Below are 18,722 nucleotides of genomic sequence, written 5' to 3' on the forward strand. Positions count from 1 at the left end.
ATGCCGAAGACCCAATGAATGTTCCCCTGCCGAAGTACGTTGAGCGCGGCCCGATCCATGATGTAGCGTGGATTCCACTAAAGTTCTTCACCGACCCCCGCGGGTGGCTCGTGGAACTGTTCCGCAACGACCTCGTGCCGCCCGCGTTTCATCCGGTCATGGCCTACGTCTCCATGACGAAACCCGGCGTCGCTCGCGGCCCGCATGAGCACGTCGATCAGGCCGACTATTTCTGCTTCACCGGCCCGTCGACGTTTCGCGTCTACCTTTGGGACGCGCGCAAAACGTCGCCCACGTTCGGGCAGAAAGAGGTGCGCGACATCGGCGAGAGTGAGCCGTTCGCTCTGATCGTCCCTTCGGGCGTCGTCCACGGCTACAAGAACGTCGGCGACAAGGACGGGTGGGTGTTCAACGCGGCGAACCGCCTGTACGCCGGGTGGCTGAAGCAGGAGCCGGTGGACGAGATCCGGCACGAGAAAGACCCGAACAGTCCGTACCGAATCGACTGAACCGGTGCCGCGGATCACATGTAGTGTTCGTCGTCGGCAGCGGAGCGGGTGGTCTTCGCTTTCTTCCTGTTCCCGGGGAGATCGAACAGCGGTTCCACGCCGCCGCGCAGGTCCATCAGGAACCCGCGTACGAGCGGTGGTCGGACCTCCGCGCCGAACTTCTCACGCAACTCGTCGGCCAACTCTTTTCCCTCGGGCGAGTCGTACCACGCCATGAGTTCCTCAGCGTACGCCCGCGCGTATTCGGCGTGCTTTTCGCGCTCGCGCCTCGGGTCCGCCTGCGAGTCGAACTTGATGAACTCTCGGTACGCGCCGCAGTCCGCGTGCTCCACGATGTACACGTCGGTCAAGTCACCTTTCGTTAGCTTCAAGACGAGCTTCAGGTGGTCGAGCGCGGCACTCTGCCACGCGGAAAAATCCATTGGCTCGCCGATCGGGTTGCCGCCTTTGTCGCACCGCGGGTAGTAGACCGGTGCCTTCGAGCTTAGCGCGATCGTGCACCCCGCGAACGTCGCTTGGTAGTAGCGGTTGGTCAGGTTGTCGTGGTCGAGGAACCGAACCAAGTCGTCGAGCAGCCGGCAGTCGACACACCCGATCACGAGCGCGTACTTGCGCGGCGCAGGGTAGTGCTGCGGATACTTGCGGGACAGTCCGGGTGAGGTCGGCACGGGGTTGCTCCTGGTCGGAGCCAGCAGGTTACCCGACCACGGCGGTCGGGGCATGAACTTTTGCGGAAACTGTACCGCCGGCGTTCAACCTCACGGCGCTCTTCGCATACTTTCCGTACCACTTATTCACGCTGCCGAGGTGGATCATGTTTCCCGCCCGACCACTTGTTGTCGTCGCACTCACGGCGAGCGCGCTCGCCGCGGCTGTCGCGTTTCAGGACACGGACCCCGGAGCAAAAGCTCCGGCGGCGCCCGAACCCGCCGCCGTCACCACGGCCGCCCCGCGGTACTGGAAAGGGAACCTGCACACGCACACTCTTTGGAGCGACGGGGATGATTTCCCCGAAATGGTCGCCGACTGGTACAAGCGGAACGGCTACCAGTTCCTTGCGCTCACCGACCACAACGTGATCGCCGAAGGCGATAAGTGGGTGGACGCCGCATCCACCGCGACCCGCAAGTCGGCCGTCGCGAAGTACACGAAACGGTTCGGCGAAAAGTGGGTCGAGACGCGCACCGTAAAGGACAAGGCGCAGGTGCGGCTCAAACCGCTCGCCGAGTTTCGGTCGCTGTTCGAGGAACCGGGCAAGTTCCTGCTGATCCCCTCCGAGGAGATCACTCACGCTTACGCCAAACGGCCGGTCCACATCAACGGCATCAACCTGCGCGACCCGATCAAGCCTCTGGACGGGACCGACGCGGTTGAGACGGTGCGGGTGAACCTGCGCCAGGTGAACGAGCAGCGGGCGAAGACCAGCCGCGTGATGATCGCCTTCCTCAACCACCCGAACTTCCAGTGGGGCGTGCGCGCCGAGGAGATGCTGCTGGCGGACGAGCTGCGCTTCTTCGAGGTGTTCAACGGGCACCCCGGGGTGCGCAACTACGGCGACCCGGATCACGCGAGCTGCGAGCGGATCTGGGACATCACGCTCGCGCTGCGGCTCGGCAAGCACAACCTGCCGATCGTGTACGGACTGGCGACCGATGATTCGCACGGGTACCACGAGTACGGCCTCGGTAAGGTGAACCCGGGCCGCGGCTGGGTGATGGTGCGGGCACCGTTCCTCACCGCCGAGACGGCCGTCAAGGGGCTCGAGGCCGGTGACTTTTACGCCAGCACCGGCGTGGTTCTCGACGAGGTCGCGCGAGACGGAAATACGCTGAAAATCGCGATCCGCGGTGAGCCCGGCGTGACGTACAAGACCGAGTTCGTCGCCACAATGAAGGGCACCGACCTAGCCGGCACCCCGAAAACGTTCAAGGACAAGGACGGCAAGGAGACGCCGGTGACCGGCACATATTCTGCGGACATTGGTAAGGTTATTGCCGTCTCAGCCGAGCTGACTCCGTCGTACACACTCACCGGGAAGGAGCTGTACGTGCGCGCGAAGGTGATCAGCACGAAGTCGCCCGCGAACCCTTACGCGAAGGGCGATGTCGAGGTCGCGTGGACACAGCCGATCGTCCCGTAGGCGCGGGGGCGCATCAAGACCCGGGCGCGGGGCCGGAAAGCCGGTACCGGAAGTCGCAGTGCGCCGCGCCCGCCATGATGGTTTGTGTCCGCGCGAACGCGATGTCCGGGTTGAACCCCTCGATCATGGCCGCATCGCGTGCGCACGAAAGCAGACCGCCGAGTTCGGCCAACCCGAGCCGGCGGTACATCTCCGCGAACCGGCACCGGGTCACATCGAAATCGAACGCACCCGGGGCGTCACGCAGGACCGTCAACTCGAGGGCGCCGCCCTCGGCCCACTTTTCGACAACGGCCTTCAGGTGCTCAAGTGCATTACCCCCGCCCGCGGCGGCGCACCCGGCCTGCTTGGCGAGCTCGCGCACCACCCCGCCGACGATCTCCCGCGCCCGGTGCTCGCCGACCTCCGCTGCGAACGCCCGGAACAGAGGCGCGACCACGCCCGCCTCGATCTCGCGCTGCTGGAGCAGGGGAAGGGGAGTCACGGTTCGCTCCGCACACCGGTCATGCGGCCGGCCCGCCCCATGCGTCGCTCAACTCGGCCGCGTGAACCGCATTGAGCGCCATCAGGATGGGCGCCTGGCCTTCGGAAAGCAGCCGCTGGTACAGACGCTCGGTGCGGATGTCGCGCCCGGACACCCACAGGTCCCACGGGGCTTCCTCACACACGCACCCGAGGAACGGGCGCAGCCCGCGGTCCACGAACCACACGCTGAACACCACCTCGCGGGGCTCCAACTGGGGCCACACGTTCGGGTGCCGCTCCCACATCGCCACGTACTCGCTCTTCACCGCCTCGATGCGGGCGACCTCGTGGGGCTCGACGCCGTAGATCACCACCCCCCACGAAACCCGCGAGAACGGCACCACCTCGGCCGCTTGCTGCCCGTACATCACTAGTTGCGCGACCGCATCGAACGTCGCGCGGAGGTTCGGGCGCCCGGTCAGGTCGATCCGAATGTAGCGCCCGAACAGCGGCTCGTGCGGGTCGCTCCGCTCGTACCCGCGTGCCCAAATATGGCTCGGAATGTCCACGGACGGCTCCCTCCGTCGAAACAGCGGTTCCCGACACCGCGCCGACCAGCCGAACGGTCTTGGCGTGCCACGTCACTGCGATCGGGAAACAGGTTCGCAGGCCAATAGCCACGGCCAACTGGTGCTGCAAGGAAAAAAGACCAATTCGTGACCATTTACAGCTCCCCAAGCTCGAACACGGCCCTGCCGCGAACCCCGGGGCGTCGCGCACCGGTTGCGCTCACGTTCCACTTGACGACGGCGTGGGGCGGGCGCTGACAAACGCCCGGAGCGCCACGGTGAGCCGATCGAGTTCCCGCTCCAACTCACTCAGTGCGGTCGCGGCGCCGGTCAGGTCGTTGCTTTTTCCCATCGCTTGCAGCCGGCGGGCGATCGCCAAGTTCGGTCCGGCACGCAGGCTCTCGAGCGAACCGGCCAACCGGTGCGCGGCCCGGGCGAGGTGGGCCGCGTCCCCGGCCGCGACCGCCCCACGAACGGCGGCCAGGTCGCCCGGGACTTCGGTGATGAACAGCGCCGCGATCTCGTAGCGCAGGTCCGCGGGGAGCCATTCCAGGTCGCACACCGGTTCGGCCGGGGGAGGTGGGGGAGACGGGGCGGGCACCAGTTCGGCCAGGATCTGCATTAAACGGACCGGGTCCAGTGGTTTCGGGGCATAAGCGTCCATGCCGGCCGCCCGGCACTCGGCTTCGTCCCCGGCCATCGCGCGCGCGGTCATTGCGACGATCGGAATGCGTCGGTCGCCGCGCGCTCGTTCGCGGGCGCGGATCGCCGCGGTGGCCTCGAGCCCGCCCATCACCGGCATTTGGACATCCATCAGTACCGTGTCGAACGCGCCGGCTTCCCAGGCCGCCACCGCCTGTGCCCCGTCGGCCACGGTCACCACGGTGTGCCCCGCTCGTCCCAGAACCTCCTGCGCAACCCGCTGGTTGATCCGGTTGTCTTCTGCCAAGAGGAGGCGCAACCGGCGCCCCGGCACGAGCGGAGCGGTTTCCGGCTCCGTTGTGTCCGCCGGGACCGCCGGGTCCAGGGCCGCCATGACCGCGTCAAACAGGTCCGACGGCGTGTACGGCCGAGCGAGCGCCGCGGACAGACCGACCGCGGCCCAGCGCCGCGGCATGCCCGGCGCGCCCCAGTGGAGTACGATGACCGGCACACCTGCGGCCGCGGACACAACCTGTTCGGCGCCGCTCGGATCACCGGTTTGCTCTTCCGAAACGACGACCAGTCCGAAGCCACCGGCGGCCAGCCGAGCGACCGCCCCGGCCGGCGTGTCCTCCGTTTCGGGGCGCATCGCCCAACCGCTCAGGAGCCGGGCCAGTGTGTCCCGGTCCGGACCCGGGGGCTTGGCCACCAGCACCCGGACCCCGGTGAGGGACGCGGGCGGCAGCAGGATCGTCTCGCTCGAAACCGTGCCGAGCCGAACCGTTGCCGTGAACGTGCTGCCTCGCCCGAGTTCGCTGGCCACGGTTACGCCGCCGCCCATCATGCGCGTGAGCCGGTCGACGATCGACAGGCCGAGCCCGGTACCGCCGTACTTCCGGGTCGTTGACCCGTCCGCCTGCTCGAACGGGAGGAAGATCATGTCCAGCCGGTTGGCGGGGATTCCGATCCCGGTGTCCGCGACCTCGAACGCGACGGCAAGCCCGCTGACATCGCGTTCCGGCACTCGCACGCGAACCGTGATCCCGCCACGCTCGGTAAATTTGATCGCGTTGGAAACCAAGTTGGTGAGCATCTGCACCAACCGGTCCGGGTCACCCACCGCTTCGGTGGGCACTTCTGGGGCGATGTCGCACCGCAGCGCCAGCCCCTTGTTGCGAGCCCGCTCCGCCAACAGCCGCAGCGCGCGGCCGACGACCCGTTGAAGCTCGAACCGGACCGGTGCCAGGTCCAGTCGCCCGGCTTCGATCTTGGCTAGGTCGAGGAGGTCGTTGACCAGGGTGAGTAACGTGCCGGCCGACTCACGGACCAGGAGCAACCGGTCCCGTTGGTCCGGTGGAAGTTCCCCGGCCAGGGTGAGGTCGGTCATTCCGATGATGCCGTTAAGTGGAGTTCGGAGCTCGTGGCTGACGTTCGCCAGGAACTCGCCCTTGACCCGACTCGCTTCCTCGGCCACGTCCCGCGCGCGGCGCGCCCGGCGCATCGCCTGAAACACCCAGAACCCACTCGCACATGCGAGCCCGGTGCCGGCGGTCGCACACACCGCGACCGCGCTACCGAACCACCGGGCCGCCTCTTCGGCCGCGTCTGCACGCGCCTGGAGCAGGCGCCGCTCCTCGGTCTGCATTGCTTGGCTCGTTTCGACCAGCGTGTCCGAGACATCGGTGAGCTCCTCGGACCGCCGGGCCAGTTCGTTCGCTGTCGCGCCGCCCCGGCGCGCCTCGACGAGCCCAGTTGTCCTCTGGCGGAATTGTTCGAAGGCCGGCTCGAATTGCTTTAGCAACATTTGCTGGTTCGAGTTGTTCTCCGCCAGCTCGCGGATCCGGACCACCTGCACCGCGGTCCGGGACAGGGAGTCGTGAACCCGTGCCGCTTGCCAATCCTCACCGGACAGAGCGTATGCGCGTGCGGACGAGCGGGCGCGGAACGAGGCCGCGTCAAAACACTCAAGCTCATCGAGCACTTCAATGGTGTTCTGGTACCAGTGGACGGCGTCACGGTACTCCTGGAGGGTCGTTCTGGCGAATACCGCCGATGCCATCAGAGCGACGACCGACAACCCTACCCCACACCACGCGGGCCACGTGCGGTCGCGGAGCGAAAGCCCCGCACCCGGCGCGGGGTGGTTCGAGGGAGTATGGTAGTCGGACATGGAACACCTAAAACCGACAGGCTTGGACCAGAAAATCAGTCCTCACAATGCGGTTCACACACCTTAGAACGCCATTTACGGCCAGACCATAATCTCGTGAGGGATTTTCCTGACAAGGGTTTTCTTGCCTTTCGGCAAATGCTCTCGTCCACCGGTCGCTCGTTCGCGCGCCTTTCGTCAGCCGAGTGACCGCACCATCCGGTGCCATTCCGCCCGTTTTCTCCCGGATGGTAGTTCCGGAAGATTGAATCGCCTGAAACGGGTCCCCGGTCCTCAATATCGTTCGGGAATTAGTCAGCCCGCTCGGAGGTGTCCTGCGGCAAGTGTTTGATTTGAAACATGTTGCTACAGATCGCCTCTGCGCAACGCGGCCCGATCTTAGTGATCTCGAGTTTCGGTGTTTCGGTGATTCGTTGGTAGCAATGCCCCAGCGAATCCACCAGTTCGTGACCAGTTCGACGCCAGCAAATGACCAGTCGGCAGCCTACCAGCGCGGTTTCGGGTGCGGCACTGTACCCCCGTTACAGTGGCGGACGAACGGACGGCCCATCCACTCGGCTATGCTGAATAGTTTTGTCGATCGTTACTCATCTGGACGCCTTCGCGCGTCTGCGGTTGTAAAGCGAGCCTGAAGACAGACGGCAGGAGCCAAAGCCAACGCGAGTCGCCCGACTGTTCTGGTCCGGACGATGCACAAAAACAGTACGTCCTGCTTCAAGTTCCGAATTGGGAATGGGCGCCACATGCTCCGGCGCGTTCGAGCCCTAACACCCTCAAGGCTCGCCCGCCGATCGGCTGATGTCAGCCCGCGCTGCCGCGGGCGGCACTGATACATGAACCCGCCTGCGGTGTCGCTTTGTTGACGAGCCGCGACCGCCCGGGAGCGGGGCACGAACACTCGCACGGTTCTGAAGGCAGCTTTTGACAGGATCGACAGGATAAACAGGATTTAAAATCAGTCTGTCTTCATCATGTTCATCCTGTCGATCCTGTCAAAAGCTGCCTTCAGACCCGTGAGGCCCGCACGGGTCGCGGCTCGTCAAGAAAAGTGGCAATATTTATTATGTACGAATATGTTGCTAAATTGGATAGAACTTTGTATGGATACCATCGATCCGTCGAGATCCGGGAGGTAAAGCGGGGCGTCACTCACCCCGTTCTCAGACTCCGTGACCGGCGGGCACGGTAGGATGTCGCGTGCTTCGCCCGCATCACACATCGACCGGAGCCCTCACATGCCTCGCGCTCACAAGCTGTTACGCCGTTCACCGGCTCTCGGCCTCGCGCTTGCGGTCTTGGCCGGGCCTGCGCACGGCGACTGGCCGCAATGGCGCGGCCCCAACCGGGACGGCCGCGCCGCCGACTTCCAGGCGCCCAAAACGTGGCCCAAGGAACTGACTCAGAAGTGGAAGGTGACCGTGGGCGACGGGGTGGCGACGCCCGCACTCGTCGGGGACAAGCTGTTCGCGTTCACCCGCGAGGGCGGGGCCGAGGTCGCCCGCTGCCTCGAAGCCGCCACCGGAAAAGAAGTCTGGATCGAGAAGTACGACGCGGCGTTCAAAGGCGGCGCGGACAGCGGGTTCCCGGGGCCGCGGGCCTCGCCCGCGGTCGCGCAGGGTAAGGTGGTTACGCTCGGCGTCAACGGTACCCTTTCGGCCCTCGACGCCGCCACCGGTAAGAAGGTGTGGCGGGTGGAAACCAAAGGCATCCCCCGGTTCCACACGTCCAGTTCGCCGGTCGTCGCGGACGGGCTCGTGGTGGCCCAGTTCGGGGGTGAAAGCGGCGGCGGGGTCGCGGCTTACGAACTCGCTAGCGGCAAGGAACAGTGGCAATGGACCAACGAAGGGACTGCGTATGCCTCGCCGGTGCTGATGACCGTTGGGGACACGAAGACGGTCGTCGCGGAGACTTCCGCGAGCATCATCGGGTTGGACCTGAAGACGGGCCAGTTGCTGTGGAAGACCGCGTTCGCGGTCACCGGGCGCGGGTACAACTCGTCCACGCCGGTTGTCGAAGGGAACACCGTCATCTTCTCGGGGGCCAACCGCGGCACCCGCGCGTTTACGGTTGAGAAGAAGGGCGACACGTTCGAGGCCAAAGAGACGTGGGCCAACAAGGACCAGTCGGTGCTGTACAACACGCCGGTCGTCCGCGGCAAAAGCCTCTTCGGGCTGACCGCCTCGGACGCGCTCTTCTGCGTGAGCGCCGAGACGGGCAAGACCGCCTGGACCGAACCGCTCACGGGCGGGCGCGGGTACGGTAACATCGTTGACGCCGGCGCGGTGCTGCTCGCACTTCCGCCGAACGGTCAACTCACGGTGTTCGAGCCGAGCGACAAAGAGTACAAGAAGGTCGCGAATTACAAGGTCGGCACGAGCGCGACCTACGCGTACCCGATCGCAACCGGTAACCGCATCTACGTGAAGGACAAAGACTCCATCACCTTGTGGACCGTTGAGTGATCGCGAGCACGACCGCGTTCCCGGCCCTGTGTCGGGAAAGGGCGGGCGCACGCCCGGGGCGTCGCGCGCATCCTGATGGCCGACTACGCGACGCCGAGTCACGAATGCGCCGCCGGCTGAGGCAAGCGGGTGCGGCAACTGGCCCAATGCGAAACGCAGAATAACCCGACACCGATCCGGCCGTTCGGCCACATTTCGCCTCTCGATCACGATCGATCGATCTTGCTTTCTTGCCTTGCGGTCTCTTTAACCCGGCATTAATATCGCGTGCCGGAGACAAAGGGGACGCTTGCGCCCCTCGACTGTCTGTTGTCTTTTTATTTGCTCCCTGTCCTCTTCCCAGGGTGTATCATGCCCCCGCGCCGCCATCGGTCCGCGTTCACGCTCATTGAGCTGTTAGTGGTGATCGCGATTATTGCGATCCTGATCGGGCTGCTGCTCCCGGCGGTTCAAAAGGTGCGCGAGGCCGCCGCCCGCATGAGCTGCTCCAACAACCTCAAGCAGGTCGGCCTCGCGATCCACAATTACGAATCGGCGTACCAGACGCTCCCGCCGCAGACGCGCAAAACCGGCGCGGTGGACGGGCGGCACGGGGCCTCGTTCTGGTGGGTCATTACGGAGTTCGTCGAACAGGGCAACTCGTACCAAGCGCTCTCCGCCGGGACCGGCGGGTCCACCCAGGACTCGACGTGGTGGATGGGAACCAGCACGGGCACCTTCGACCAGAAGCGGGCGATCGTGCGCGACCTGCGCCCGAAGATCTACCGCTGCCCGTCCTCCGACCTGCCCGAAACGCAGGACCTGGTGTACAGCGGCACGACGTGGCAATACCAGTGGAGCAGCTACGTCTGCCTGTCCGGGAGCAGCAACCACTCGACCACCGACCGCACCACCCCACAGGGCGCGGCCCACCATTCGGCCGGTGGCGCGTTTCCGGGGATCAAGGCCGTCCGGCTCGGCGACATCACCGACGGCACGTCGAACACGATCGTCATCGCCGAGCAGTCGGCCTACCTGAGGGGGAACAAGGACAACCGCACCGCCGTGACCAACAGCGGCCCGACGATGGGCGTGAAGAACCCGCGGTTGCCCGCCGGGGACGGCACGTGGCTGGGGACCAACGACCCGAACAACGACACCCGCTGCTTCGGCAATACGACCGTGCGCCAGGTCCCTAACCCGCCCGTGACCGCGAACTGGCAGAAGAACGGGAACTGCAACACCCCACTCGCCTCGAGCCACAGCGGCGGCGTCATGACCCTGCGGGGGGACGGTTCAGTGTCGTTCCTGGCCAACTCGATCGACTTGCTCGTCCTTCAGAACGCCGTGGACAAGGACGACGGCAACGTGGTGTCGGTGCCCTGACACGGTCGGGGCAGCGGCGGGCGGGGCGCCCTTTGTGCCCCACGAACCGACCTTCATTGGGGAAGACATCATGCGACGATACCCCGGCCGGCGGTACAGTTGGTCGATGCTCGTCGGTCTGTGTGCGGTTGCCGGCTGCGCGCCCGACGACGTTCCGATCCCGATCACGGGGGCGGTTACGTTCGACGGTCAGCCGGTCGGCGAGGGTGTGGTGCAGTTCGTCGATGAGAAAACGGGCCGCGGGGCCGAAGTGCGGTTGGGTGCGGACGGGCGCTACTCCGCCGAGCTTCATAAGGGCACTTACAACGTCCTCGTCTCCCCGCCGTACATCGAAGAGAACACCGGCGGGTTGCCCAGCACGAAGTACAAGAAAGTGAACAACATCCCGAACAAGTATCACAGTACCGCGACTTCGGGCCTGTCGGCGACGGTCGGCCCGGACCAGAAGGTACATGATTTCGCGCTACAACGTAACGGACCGTCGGCCCCTACGGGGCCGAAGTCGTAGCCGCTCGGGTCTCGTTCTGCCCCTGGCTTCACGGCCACGCGCAACCGCCTAAACTCGCTCAGAACCTCGCCCGCCAAGCGTAAAGAGACGAGTCGAGAGGGCCGCGGCTGACCGCGGCCCTTTCCGACCGTCACTCGTCGGGCTCGATCTCGGTGCAGGCGATGACCTTGGCGTCGTCGTTGAAGTACACCAGCACTTCTGTCCCGTCGGTGTCACGTCCGACGTACAGCCCGCCTTTGTCTTTTTTGAAGTTGACGCGGACCGCCCGCTCGGCGGCCTTTCCGCGTTTGACCGACGGACTCAGGTCCGCCTTCGGGTGCTTGGCCCGCAGCTCGATCAGGGCCTCCTCGAACGTCATTGCCTCAAACCTCCAGTCGGATCGAAGAAGAAAGAAGGTTAGGAATGAGAGTAGCATCCGTCAACCTGGCCGACCGGGGCTTTCCCCCACCCTCCCCACCACAAACGGGCCGCCAACATTGTTGCGCGCCCGGCCGCCGAAATGTTCAGGCCCGGTCAACACCGTCGGACGGGCTGTACTGACCCGGGCGGTAGCAGCCTTTTGCAGAAACGGCGATCACGGTAACCAATCTTAAACCAACCCGGAACTGGAAACTATAGGCATCAACCGGTCTGGAACTTTGTTCCGAACGTGCCCGCTTCCCCCATGCGTGCGCCGGCGGGGCGCCGGGTCGCATCCGAGCGGTCGTCACGTTCTCACGCGGTCGCCGGGGGCGCCGCGCCGTCGCGCGAAATGACCAGGAACAACAGGATGTTGCGCCCGTACTTGCGCACGTCCCAGGCCTCGGGGGTCGGCAAGCGGTCCAGCGGGAAGCCCTCCTCGGCCTGGATCGTCAGCACCGATTCGTTGGGCGCTTTTGCGAACAGCGCGTTCACCAGCGCCAGAAACTCGTCGGCCTTCTCGCTCAGGTCCGGGAACGGCGGGCTCAGGAACAGGTTCACCGGGTCTTTCGGCGGCAGCCACCGCTCCGCCCACCGGTACACGTCCGCCTTGAGCACCTGCACCCGCGCCGACACCCCGAACTGCTCGGCGTACTTCTGGATGTCCGCGACCTGTCGCGGGTCCTTCTCGATCAGCCGCGCGACCGACGCGCCGCGGCTGACCGCCTCCAGGCCGATCACGCCGGTGCCGGCGAAAATGTCGTAAAACGCGCGGTCCGGCACCGCGTTCCCGAGGATGCTGAACAGCGCCTCACGCACCATCTGCGGGGTCGGGCGCATCCCCTCGTGGACCACCACCGTGAGCTTCCGCCCGCGGAGCGACCCGGCCACGATTCGGACCTGAACTTTTTCGAGCATAACAACAGGGACAGCGGCCCCGCACCGTGAGTTCGCGAACTTTCCGCACCTCATTTTACAACCCGCCCCGCGTACAGTCGCTACAGACCCATCCGCGGCCCGCGGTTCTCGGCGCCGGGAGTGCCATTCCGGTCGCGCCGGCGTGTCGCCCAACGAAAGATGGAACGGGCGCCGCGGTCGGGCTTTTCCGGGGCCACCGTGAACGCTATAACCCGCCGCCCCCCGCCCGAGACTGAGGAGGTTCATCGATGAGAGCCGCTGGCTTCACCCTGGCCGCACTGTTGATCGCCGGTTCGGTCGGCGTGGCCCAACCGCCCGCCGGCGCGGTGCCCGGCCAACCGGTCCCGCCCGCCCAGTCCCCGGTCGCGAAGGCCGACCCGCAACTCGACGGGCACCTGGCCGCCTGGGAAAAGAAGATGGCGTCCGTGGTGAACCTGCGCACCGAGGTCGGGCTCACCCGCACCGACAGCGTCTCCCAGAGGTCCACCGCCTACAGCGGGCAGGTGCTGTGCATGAAGCCCAACTTCGCCGTGCTGCGGCTCAACAACAACGCCGACAAAACGAGCACCGACTACGAAGCGTACATCTGCAACGGGAAGGCCGTGTACGTGTACAACGGGCTGGCGAAGACGGTGACCGAGATCGAGCTGCCCAAGGCCGGCCCCGGGGTGGACAACCTCATGCTCGACTTCCTCGCCGGCATGAAGGCGAAGGACGTGAAGGAGCGGTTCGACATCAACCTGTTCAAGACCGACGAGAACTACATCTACCTGGACATCAAGCCGCGGTTCGGGAAGGACCAGCTCGAGTTCAAACACCTCCGGCTGGCGCTGTACGGCCCGGGGCCGGCCACCGTGCGGGCCGCGTACCTGCCGGCCCAGGTGTACATGCTGAAGGCGAACGACGACACGGAAGTCTGGAAGTTCTCCAACCCGATGGTGGATATCCCGGGCGTCAAGCCGGAGCACTTCCAGTACGTCGAGATCAAGGACAAGGGCTGGCAAGTCGTCAAAGCCCCGCCGCAACCGGTGGGCGGGAACCGGCCGGTGCCGGCGGGCGGCGCGGTGCCGGCGGGCGGTGCGGTGCGCCGGGACAAGTGACACGCTCCTGAACACGTTTACCCGCGCCCGTGCGAATTTCGCGCGGGCGCGGGTTTTTGCGCCCTTTCTCATTCCCCTTTCACCGCCATGACGTAACGATGTGGACAGCCGACGGGGACTCGTCCCGCGGCGGACCTTTCACCTCTCCCCCAAGGGGAATGTCATGCGGGCGATGCGGTGTATGCTGGCGGGCCTGATGGCCGCCGTTGTGGTGACCGTGGTTACCGCCCAGCCGGGCGGCCGGCAGTTCGGCGGCGGGTTCGGCGGCGGGTTCGGCGACATCAACACTCTGGTGCTGACCAACGCCGCGCTGCAAGAAGAGATCAAGGTGACCGCGGCCCAGAAGGAGAAGCTCAAGCCGCTCGCGGACAAGCAGTCCGAGCTCCAGAAGTCCCGCATGGAAATGTTCGGCAAGGGCAAGGACGGGTTCGACAAAGAGAAGTTCACCGAGCTGAACGAGCAGGGCCAGAAGCTCACCGAGGAGGTGAAGAAGACGGTCGAGGACACGCTGAGCGCCGACCAGAAGAAGCGCCTGCACCAGATCGCCATCCAGCAGATGGGCTTCACGGTGTTCAACGACCCCGAGGCCAAGGGCGGTGGCGGCGGCGGTAAGGGTGGCAAGGGCGGCAAGGGCGGGTTCGGTGGCGGCGGCGGCTTCGGTGGCTTCGTGACCGAATCGCAGAAGGCGACCATTAAGGAAGTCGGCGACGCCCTCAAGCTCAGCGACAAGCAGAAGAGCACGATCAAGGGCGTGGTGGACGACTTCAACAAGGAGTCCCGCGAGATCCGCACCGAGGCCGGCATCGGCGGCGGGTTCGGCGGCGGTAAGGGCGGCAACCGGGAGCAACCGGATCAGGAGAAGGTCGACGCGGCCAACAAGAAGATCGAGCGGCTCCGCAAGGAGGCCTGGGCGAAGGTCGAGGAAGCCCTCGACGGCACCCAGAAGACCGCGTGGAAGGGGCTCGTCGGCGAGCCGTTCGATCTGGCCAAGCTGCGCCCGGCGCCGCTGCCCAAGAAGGACTGAGTCCGGCCGGGCGCTGTAGCGTCCGACGGAACTCGGTTGACGCCCGCCGGTCGGCTCTCGTTGAGAGCCGACCGGCGGGCGTTTTGGTCCGGTGCTTGAACCGCGCGCGTCGTCAGGTGCGGTGCTACTCGGGCAGGCGGCCGGCGAAGCAGTCCGCCGCCGCTCGGTACATCCCCTGCAATTCGTACCCGTGGCCCATCACGCGGAGCACGTCCGCGAGGGGCACGTCTTTGCTCTTGGTCAGCGCCCAGCAGCGGCGCACGGCGTCCTCGCCGTTACCGTCACGGGCGTCGAGCGCGGCCAGCCGCAGCTCGGCCCGCGCCCGCAGGCCGTACGGGTCCACCGCGGCCACCGACAGGTACCGGGCCCGGGCGGCGGGCCGGGCGTCGAGCCGGTCGTACCGCTCCGCCACTTCGTACAGCATCCGCAGCGCGAGCGGCCCGCGGGCCGTTTCGACCTCGCGCTCGTACAGCGAGCACATTTCCCGGGCGAGCCCGAGCTCGCTGTACACGCGGCCCGTGAGGTACACCCCGCCCGGCCCCAGCGCGCGGCCCTCGTCCGCGGCGTCGATCGCCCGGAACAGCAGCTCCTTGCGGCTCTCGCTCGGGGCGGTGCGGTACCGGAGCAGGGCGGTGAAGTAGTTCGTGACCATCGCGTGCCCCTCGCGGGTGCTGAGCTTGGCGTCGGCCAGCAGCTCGCGCACGGCGGCCTCGTTGCCCGTGAGCAGGTCGCACATGCACACCCCCAGCGCCCCGGCGGAAGCGGCTTCCCGGTTGTTGCCGTTGAACGCTATCACGTACGCCCGGCGCGCGGCCTCCGGGGCGTCGTCCTCGAGGTGCGAGCGGGCGATCCAGCACCACGCGAACTCCGCGAAGGTGGTGCCGGGGGCGCGGTCGATCACCTCGAAGAACCGGGCCACCGCGCCCTTGCGGTTCCCGGCTTTCATCTCCATCAGCCCGAGGTTGTACGCCGCGTACGGGGCCGCCGGCGCGTGCCCGACGGTCTCGAACACCTGCCGGTAGCCCAGCGTCGCGGCCCGGAACCGTCCGGCCCGCGCGTCCAGGTTCGCGAGCGCCACCTGCATCGGGGCCGCGGCCGGGTGCCCGGCCGCCACTTCGAGCGCTTGGTGCAGCGCCCGCACGGTGAGCTCCGGGCCGGTGCCGTAAGGGGCCGGCGCGAGCCGCAGCTCGCGCCCCTTGATCTCCCACTTCACCCGCGCCCGCTCGGTCAGCGCCGTCAGCACCACGTCGAGCGGCAGCCGCTCGACCTCGACCGGGCCGACCGGGTCGGCGAGCAGCTTCGCCACCGTGTCGTCATCGGGCACCTCCAGTTGCGCGGCGTCCGCCAGCGCGCGGACCGCGTCCATAGCCGGCTGCTTCGCGAGCCGCAGCGTGACGGCCGGGTTCAGCGGGTCCTTGTCGGCGTGGACCTCGACCACGTCGCGCCCGGTGTCCGGGCGCGGGCTGCCGGTCGTCGCGCCGCTGGCGAGCCAGTCCAGGTACGCGTCGGGCTCCACCTGCATCGTCGGCCAGGAGAGGGCCGCGGCGTTGAGCGGGTCCAGCGGGGCCGGCGCCCCGAGTTCCAGGACGCACACCCGCGCCCGGAGGTACGCGACCTCCTCGCGGAGCTTGCTGCCGCGGCACTCGTGGTGGCCGGAGCGGAGCAGCACGCGGTCCATCAGCGCCCGCGCCTCGGTCAGCGTGCCCGCGTCGATCGCGCAGCGGGCGCGGCCGAGCGTGGCCCGCGCCCACCCGCCCACGTTGGGGTCCTGTTCGGCCTTCTGGTACGCCGCGTCGGCCTCCTTCAACCGGTTGAGCCCTTCCAGGCACAGCCCCTCGCGGTACGCGGCCTGGTACTCGTCGGCGAACGCGCCCGGCGCGGCACTCCGGACCAGCTTGAGCGCGTACGCGTAGCTCGCGGCGCGGATGCTGTTGTCGATGCGGCCCGCGGCCGTCCGATCGGCCGGGGGCGGGGCCGCGTGGGGACCCGCTCCAGAGTGGGCGTCGGGTGCGGGCGGCGCGTCGGCGTCGGCCGATGCCTCCGCGGCCTCGGGCGCGGGTTTGGGGCGGAGCTGCTGGCTCAGCCCCGCGCCGCCGGTGACGCACGCCAGCACGATCGCCGGGGTCACGAGCCGGCGGATCAGACCGCGGCGCGGTCGCGGGGCGGCGGGCTGGGCGGTTGCGCCGTCGGCCGGCACTTCGGGTGCGGGGAGTGAGGCGGAGGAGTCGCTCATGACGGTGTCCAGCCCGGTTGAGGTGGGATATCAGATTCCAACCGTATGATCGAAAATGTCTCCGAGCGGTTGCGGTCGCTTTTTTGACGCAATTTTATTTGAATCCGCTCGATACATATTCTCGTAGGCCGCGAACATCGGCCCCAACACCTGAAAACAGCGAGTATAGAGACATGCGTATCGAACCCTCAGGAGTCCAACCGCCCGCCCCGCAAACCCCGGCGACCCGCACCACTGCGAGCCCGGTCGTCGAACCCGGCAGCGCGAAGGAGTTCGTGCTCACCGGTAAACTGGCCACCCTCCTGGCCGGCGTCCGCCAGGCCCCTGACGTCCGCCCGAACGTGGTTTCCGAAGCGGCCGCCCGGCTCGCGGCCGGCGACTTCAACACCGCCGAAGCCGCCGCCGCCGCCGCCGCCGCCGCCGCCCAGACGCTCCCCGACATCGAAGGCCCGGTCAGCTGAGACCATAAGTCCGATAACGACACACGCGGCCCCCGCCGAGCACCTGGCTCGGCGGGGGCCGCGGCCGTTTTCCGGCCCCGCGGCGCGCGCCGCGCCGCGCCGCAAACCCGCTGAAAACGCGGGCAAATCTCCCCGGGGGAGTTCGATAACTTCTGCAGACGGGAAGGACTCACCAACCCGCAAACTGAACCCTCAGCTGGAGTGCTCATCATGGCTCTGACCGTCGTCAACAACACCGCGTCCCTCAACGCCCAGCAGAACCTCGGCCGCGCCAGCAGCGCCCTCAACACCTCGCTGGAACGGCTCTCGACCGGCCTGAAGGTGAACCGCGGTGCGGACGGCCCCTCGGCCCTCGTGATCTCCGAAACGCAGCGGGCCCAGATCGCCGGCCTGAAGACGGCCCTCGACAACACGAACAAGGCGGTGTCGCTGGTCCAGACCGCCGAAGGCGCGCTGAACGAGATCAACAGCCTGCTCACCAAGGCCCGCAGCCTGGCCCTCGACTCGGCCAACTCCGGCGTCAACGACGCGACCGCCCTGGCGGCCAACCAGGCCGAAATCACCAACATCCTGAGCTCGATCGACAACATCGCCGCGACGACCAAGTTCGGCACCAAGGCCCTGCTCAACGGGGCCGCGACGAACGGCGCCCTGGCCACCACCCAGTCCGGCGTGGTGATCTCGGGCACCCTGGCCGCCACCCCGCCGCTGACCAGCTACAACACGGTGACCGTGACGCAGCGGGCGGTGCGGGCCCAGACCACGGGGAGCGGTGCCGGTGCCACGATCGGCACCTCCGGTAACCTGAGCGTCAACGGCATCAACGTCGCGCTGCTCAGCACCGACACCATCGACCAGGCGGTCGCCAAGCTCAACTCGTCGTTCAACGCGAACTCGATCAAGCTGACGGCCGACAACGTCGGCGGGCAGATCCGGTTCACCGCGACGGACTTCAAGACCGACGTGGTGATCGGGGCCGGCACCGCCGGCACGACGAGCGGTGCGGGGCTGACCGCGGGCACCTACGCCCGCACCGCCGCGACCGTCACCTACACCAACTCGCTGGCCGCGACCGTGACCCAGAGCGGCACCGCGACCGCCGGGACCAACGGTAACGGCGGCAGCGACGCGTCGGCGGTGGCGCTGACGGGCGAGCTGGCCGGTGCGACCGTCACCCTCGGCCTGACCGCCGGCTCGACGATCAACTCGGTGCTGTTCACCAACGGCACCTTCGTGGTCGGCCAGAACCTGCAGTTCCAGACCGGGGCCAACTCCGGCGAGACCAGCCTGCTGTCCATCGGCCGCACGAACTCGAACTTCCTGGGCAACAACTCGACCGCGTCGAGCACGTTCACCAGCCTGAACGCGATCGACGTGACGACCTCCTCCAACTCGACCGCCGCGATCACCGTGATCGATAAGGCGATCAGCGACATCAGCACCACCCGGGCGAACCTCGGTGCGTTCCAGGCCAACAGCCTGGAGTCCAACGCCCGCAGCCTCCAGGCCACCCTGGAGAACACGACCGCGGCCCAGTCGATCATCCGCGACACCGACTTCGCCTCGGAAATCGCGAACTTCACCCGCCTCCAGACGCAGGTCCAGGCCGGTGCGACGGTGCTCGGCAACGCGAACCAGACGACCCAGCTCGTCGCCCAGCTGCTCCGGGGCTAAGCGGTAGCCGCTGACTGAACCCGGGAGGGGGCGCGGGGGGGGGGGGGCCCCCCCCCCCCCCCCCCCCCCCCCCCACACCCGCG

The 18,722-nt window shown here is 67.1% G+C and carries 16 protein-coding genes; 9 read left to right on the plus strand and 7 right to left on the minus strand.

Annotated features, from left to right (window positions below; genetic code table 11):
• Positions 1–14: 14 nt before the first annotated feature.
• Positions 15–509: a dTDP-4-dehydrorhamnose 3,5-epimerase family protein gene (locus tag R5W23_RS25705; RefSeq protein WP_320688825.1), complete on the plus strand. Its 495-nt coding sequence runs from the start codon at positions 15–17 to the stop codon at positions 507–509.
• 14 nt (positions 510–523) lie between these two features.
• Here the strand turns inward: R5W23_RS25705 and R5W23_RS25710 are convergent, their stop codons facing one another.
• The gene (locus R5W23_RS25710) at positions 524–1,177 is read right to left on the minus strand and encodes a hypothetical protein (protein WP_320688826.1); all 654 of its coding nucleotides are present in this window, start codon (positions 1,175–1,177) and stop codon (positions 524–526) included.
• 146 nt (positions 1,178–1,323) lie between these two features.
• On the opposite strand from R5W23_RS25710, the gene R5W23_RS25715 reads away from it, so the two are divergent.
• Positions 1,324–2,649 carry a PHP domain-containing protein gene (locus R5W23_RS25715; RefSeq protein WP_320688827.1) on the plus strand — a complete coding sequence of 442 codons (1,326 nt, stop codon included), beginning with the start codon at positions 1,324–1,326 and terminating at the stop codon, positions 2,647–2,649.
• 13 nt (positions 2,650–2,662) lie between these two features.
• Here R5W23_RS25715 and R5W23_RS25720 read toward each other — a convergent pair whose 3' ends face one another.
• The 3 genes from R5W23_RS25720 to R5W23_RS25730 form a co-directional block, all read right to left on the minus strand.
• Complete coding sequence (locus R5W23_RS25720; protein ID WP_320688828.1) at positions 2,663–3,133, minus strand: L-2-amino-thiazoline-4-carboxylic acid hydrolase; 471 nt, start codon at positions 3,131–3,133, stop codon at positions 2,663–2,665.
• 19 nt (positions 3,134–3,152) lie between these two features.
• Positions 3,153–3,683, minus strand: a complete 531-nt coding sequence (locus tag R5W23_RS25725) for a hypothetical protein (protein ID WP_261187442.1) — start codon at positions 3,681–3,683, stop codon at positions 3,153–3,155.
• Between the two features lie 220 nt (positions 3,684–3,903).
• Positions 3,904–6,495, minus strand: coding sequence for an ATP-binding protein (locus tag R5W23_RS25730; protein WP_320688829.1), 2,592 nt, complete (start codon positions 6,493–6,495; stop codon positions 3,904–3,906).
• Between the two features lie 1,235 nt (positions 6,496–7,730).
• Here R5W23_RS25730 and R5W23_RS25735 point away from each other — a divergent pair.
• The 3 genes from R5W23_RS25735 to R5W23_RS25745 all read left to right on the plus strand — a co-directional run bounded on the left by R5W23_RS25735 (position 7,731) and on the right by R5W23_RS25745 (position 10,830).
• Positions 7,731–8,957 carry a PQQ-binding-like beta-propeller repeat protein gene (locus tag R5W23_RS25735; protein WP_320688830.1) on the plus strand — a complete coding sequence of 409 codons (1,227 nt, stop codon included), beginning with the start codon at positions 7,731–7,733 and terminating at the stop codon, positions 8,955–8,957.
• Between the two features lie 351 nt (positions 8,958–9,308).
• Positions 9,309–10,322, plus strand: a complete 1,014-nt coding sequence (locus tag R5W23_RS25740; protein ID WP_320688831.1) for a DUF1559 domain-containing protein — start codon at positions 9,309–9,311, stop codon at positions 10,320–10,322.
• Positions 10,323–10,392: 70 nt separating this feature from the next.
• The gene (locus R5W23_RS25745) at positions 10,393–10,830 is read left to right on the plus strand and encodes a peptidase associated/transthyretin-like domain-containing protein (protein ID WP_320688832.1); all 438 of its coding nucleotides are present in this window, start codon (positions 10,393–10,395) and stop codon (positions 10,828–10,830) included.
• A 130-nt stretch (positions 10,831–10,960) separates the two neighbouring features.
• Here the strand turns inward: R5W23_RS25745 and R5W23_RS25750 are convergent, their stop codons facing one another.
• On the minus strand, positions 10,961–11,188 hold the full coding sequence (locus R5W23_RS25750) for a hypothetical protein (RefSeq protein ID WP_261187437.1): 228 nt from the start codon (positions 11,186–11,188) through the stop codon (positions 10,961–10,963).
• Between the two features lie 356 nt (positions 11,189–11,544).
• The gene (locus R5W23_RS25755) at positions 11,545–12,147 is read right to left on the minus strand and encodes an RsmD family RNA methyltransferase (protein ID WP_320688833.1); all 603 of its coding nucleotides are present in this window, start codon (positions 12,145–12,147) and stop codon (positions 11,545–11,547) included.
• 248 nt (positions 12,148–12,395) lie between these two features.
• Between R5W23_RS25755 and R5W23_RS25760 the strand changes: the two genes are divergently transcribed.
• Positions 12,396–13,247 carry a TIGR03009 domain-containing protein gene (locus R5W23_RS25760; RefSeq protein WP_320688834.1) on the plus strand — a complete coding sequence of 284 codons (852 nt, stop codon included), beginning with the start codon at positions 12,396–12,398 and terminating at the stop codon, positions 13,245–13,247.
• Positions 13,248–13,410: 163 nt separating this feature from the next.
• Complete coding sequence (locus R5W23_RS25765) at positions 13,411–14,271, plus strand: hypothetical protein (RefSeq protein WP_320688835.1); 861 nt, start codon at positions 13,411–13,413, stop codon at positions 14,269–14,271.
• A gap of 124 nt (positions 14,272–14,395) precedes the next feature.
• Here the strand turns inward: R5W23_RS25765 and R5W23_RS25770 are convergent, their stop codons facing one another.
• Positions 14,396–16,504, minus strand: a complete 2,109-nt coding sequence (locus R5W23_RS25770) for a tetratricopeptide repeat protein (protein WP_320688836.1) — start codon at positions 16,502–16,504, stop codon at positions 14,396–14,398.
• A 173-nt stretch (positions 16,505–16,677) separates the two neighbouring features.
• Here R5W23_RS25770 and R5W23_RS25775 point away from each other — a divergent pair, with 173 nt between their 5' ends.
• Together R5W23_RS25775 and R5W23_RS25780 are read left to right on the plus strand one after the other, a co-directional pair.
• Complete coding sequence (locus tag R5W23_RS25775; RefSeq protein WP_320688837.1) at positions 16,678–16,965, plus strand: hypothetical protein; 288 nt, start codon at positions 16,678–16,680, stop codon at positions 16,963–16,965.
• 210 nt (positions 16,966–17,175) lie between these two features.
• Positions 17,176–18,639, plus strand: coding sequence for a flagellin N-terminal helical domain-containing protein (locus R5W23_RS25780; RefSeq protein ID WP_320688838.1), 1,464 nt, complete (start codon positions 17,176–17,178; stop codon positions 18,637–18,639).
• Positions 18,640–18,722: the final 83 nt, after the last annotated feature.

This window comes from Gemmata algarum (assembly GCF_034097035.1).
In the GTDB taxonomy this organism is placed as follows: Bacteria; Planctomycetota; Planctomycetia; order Gemmatales; family Gemmataceae; genus Gemmata; species Gemmata algarum.

Excerpts from the sequence above, each read along its gene's own strand:
- R5W23_RS25705 (WP_320688825.1), top strand. The coding sequence starts at position 15 with ATGAATGTTCCCCTGCCGAAGTACGTTGAGCGCGGCCCGATCCATGAT.
- R5W23_RS25715 (WP_320688827.1), top strand. The coding sequence starts at position 1,324 with ATGTTTCCCGCCCGACCACTTGTTGTCGTCGCACTCACGGCGAGCGCG.
- R5W23_RS25730 (WP_320688829.1), bottom strand. The coding sequence starts at position 6,495 with ATGTCCGACTACCATACTCCCTCGAACCACCCCGCGCCGGGTGCGGGG.
- R5W23_RS25735 (WP_320688830.1), top strand. The coding sequence starts at position 7,731 with ATGCCTCGCGCTCACAAGCTGTTACGCCGTTCACCGGCTCTCGGCCTC.
- R5W23_RS25740 (WP_320688831.1), top strand. The coding sequence starts at position 9,309 with ATGCCCCCGCGCCGCCATCGGTCCGCGTTCACGCTCATTGAGCTGTTA.
- R5W23_RS25745 (WP_320688832.1), top strand. The coding sequence starts at position 10,393 with ATGCGACGATACCCCGGCCGGCGGTACAGTTGGTCGATGCTCGTCGGT.
- R5W23_RS25750 (WP_261187437.1), bottom strand. The coding sequence starts at position 11,188 with ATGACGTTCGAGGAGGCCCTGATCGAGCTGCGGGCCAAGCACCCGAAG.
- R5W23_RS25755 (WP_320688833.1), bottom strand. The coding sequence starts at position 12,147 with ATGCTCGAAAAAGTTCAGGTCCGAATCGTGGCCGGGTCGCTCCGCGGG.
- R5W23_RS25760 (WP_320688834.1), top strand. The coding sequence starts at position 12,396 with ATGAGAGCCGCTGGCTTCACCCTGGCCGCACTGTTGATCGCCGGTTCG.
- R5W23_RS25765 (WP_320688835.1), top strand. The coding sequence starts at position 13,411 with ATGCGGGCGATGCGGTGTATGCTGGCGGGCCTGATGGCCGCCGTTGTG.
- R5W23_RS25770 (WP_320688836.1), bottom strand. The coding sequence starts at position 16,504 with ATGAGCGACTCCTCCGCCTCACTCCCCGCACCCGAAGTGCCGGCCGAC.
- R5W23_RS25775 (WP_320688837.1), top strand. The coding sequence starts at position 16,678 with ATGCGTATCGAACCCTCAGGAGTCCAACCGCCCGCCCCGCAAACCCCG.
- R5W23_RS25780 (WP_320688838.1), top strand. The coding sequence starts at position 17,176 with ATGGCTCTGACCGTCGTCAACAACACCGCGTCCCTCAACGCCCAGCAG.